At 43.1% G+C, this 1,953-nt stretch carries 3 protein-coding genes; 2 read left to right on the forward strand and 1 reads right to left on the reverse strand.

The features are described from left to right. Together RDS42_RS14500 and RDS42_RS14505 are read left to right on the forward strand one after the other, a co-directional pair. On the forward strand, window positions 1-200 hold a 200-nt coding region (locus RDS42_RS14500; protein WP_308784278.1), incomplete at its 5' end, for an HPr family phosphocarrier protein. A gap of 23 nt (window positions 201-223) precedes the next feature. After that, window positions 224-1,390, forward strand: a complete 1,167-nt coding sequence (locus RDS42_RS14505) for a cellulase family glycosylhydrolase (RefSeq protein ID WP_308784279.1) — start codon at window positions 224-226, stop codon at window positions 1,388-1,390. Window positions 1,391-1,412: 22 nt separating this feature from the next. Here RDS42_RS14505 and nrdR read toward each other — a convergent pair whose 3' ends face one another. Next, window positions 1,413-1,865, reverse strand: coding sequence for a transcriptional regulator NrdR (gene nrdR, locus RDS42_RS14510; RefSeq protein ID WP_308784280.1), 453 nt, complete (start codon window positions 1,863-1,865; stop codon window positions 1,413-1,415). Window positions 1,866-1,953 lie beyond the last annotated feature (88 nt).

Below are 1,953 nucleotides of genomic sequence, written 5' to 3' on the forward strand. Positions count from 1 at the left end.
TAAGAGAAGTTGAGGCGTTTAATCAAATCTGTTCCAAATTTACCTGCGACATGGATCTTTCCAGCGGAAAATATTACGTAAATGCGAAATCCATTATGGGAATTTTCAGTCTGGATCTGGAGATGCCTCTGGAACTGATGGCGGATACAAATGATGAAGCTGCTATAGAGGAAGCTTTTAAAGAATTTTTGTGTTCATAACCAACGGAAGGGAGCGCAAGATTATGCATGTAAAAGGTGTAAATCTGGGAAACTGGCTGGTACTGGAAAAGTGGATGAGTCCTGCTGTGTTTGAAGGGACAGATGCAGAAGACGAATACTGGCTTCCAGAACAGCTTTCCAGAGAAGTTTATGAAGCAAGGATCCGGATTCACCGCTCGGAATATATTACAGAGAGAGATTTTGTTACCATCAGAAAAATGGGAATGGAAGCAGTACGTATTCCAGTGCCTTATTTTGTATTTGGGGACAGAGAACCGTTTATCGGTTGTGTGGAAGAACTGGATAAGGCATTTAACTGGGCGGAAAAATATGATTTGAAGATTTTACTGGATCTTCATACAGCGCCTCTGGGGCAGAATGGATTTGATAATGGAGGCATCTGCGGGGTATGCAGATGGTCAAAAAGCCCGGAAGAAATTGAATTTGTCCTTCATGTACTGGAACGTCTGGCAGAGCGGTATGGAAGCCGAAAAGGTCTTTGGGGAATTGAAGTACTGAACGAGCCAATTACAGAAAGGGCATGGAAGTTATTTGATGTTCCCAACCGCTATCCGGCAAAGGATCTGAAAATGGCAGAGGATTCCGGCCCCAATACTCTGGAATTTCTAAGAGAGTTTTATCTGAACGCATATGACCGGATGCGGAAATATCTTCCGGAAGAAAAATACGTGGTGATCCATGATGGATTTGAACTGCTGTCCTGGAAAGATTTTATGCAGGAGGAGAAATATGTCAATGTGGTTCTGGATACCCATCAGTATCTGATGATGGCTGAGTCTGACGGATGCCCGCAGGAGCTGGATTCCTATCTGTCTTATATCAGGGATCACTATGAAAAAGAAATCAGGGAAATGGAAGCTTATTTCCCTGTGATCTGCGGTGAGTGGTGTCTTTTTAATTCCCTTGTCTGCGGATGTGATACAAAAGGCGGACAGAGTGTGCTCAATGGAATGGAAGGCAGTGGTAAAGAAGCTTTTAGTGACAAAGAAAAAAGAGAAATCTATCTTGCGCTGGCAGAAGCCCAGCTGAATGCCTGGAACCAGGGCAGCGGTTATTTCTACTGGAGCTATAAACTTCTGACAGATACAGTTAATGAACAGGGCTGGATTGGATGGGACAGCTGGGATTTTGGAAGGTGTATGGATTTTGGGTGGTTCCCGGAACAGTAAAACAAAAATGGAGCCGTATGATTTACGGCTCCATGAATTTTTTTAATTCTTCCATAAAGGTGCTGACATCTTTAAATTCTCTGTAAACGGAGGCAAAGCGTACATATGCAACTGCATCCAGGGACTGGAGGTGTTCCATAACAATTTCGCCGATCTGACTGCTGGAGATTTCACGGTCAGCCCGGTCAAAAATTTCACCTTCAATGGAATCCATGGTCTCTTCGATCTTTTCTACAGGAATCGGGCGTTTATAACAGGCGCGGAGGATACCATCCTGAATCTTGCTTCGGCTGTATGGTTCACGGTTCTGGTCTTTTTTTATAACACTTAAAGGAATGGTCTCTACTTTTTCATAGGTGGTGAATCGTTTTCCGCAGGATTCACACATCCTTCTTCTTCTGATGGAATTGGTATCTTCAACAGGCCGTGAATCTACGACTCTGGTATTATCCTCTCCGCAAAACGGGCATCTCATGGTGTTTTCCCCTTTCTCCCATATTTATGTGCACATTATACTATAATTATACTTTTTATGTCAACAAATGAGAATGCATATTCAATGA

The organism is uncultured Blautia sp. (assembly GCF_902497045.1).
GTDB lineage: Bacteria > Bacillota > Clostridia > Lachnospirales > Lachnospiraceae > Blautia_A.

Bases quoted from the DNA above. Each gene is read 5' to 3' on its own strand.
- RDS42_RS14505 (WP_308784279.1), top strand. From the start codon at position 224: ATGCATGTAAAAGGTGTAAATCTGGGAAACTGGCTGGTACTGGAAAAG.
- nrdR (WP_308784280.1), bottom strand. From the start codon at position 1,865: ATGAGATGCCCGTTTTGCGGAGAGGATAATACCAGAGTCGTAGATTCA.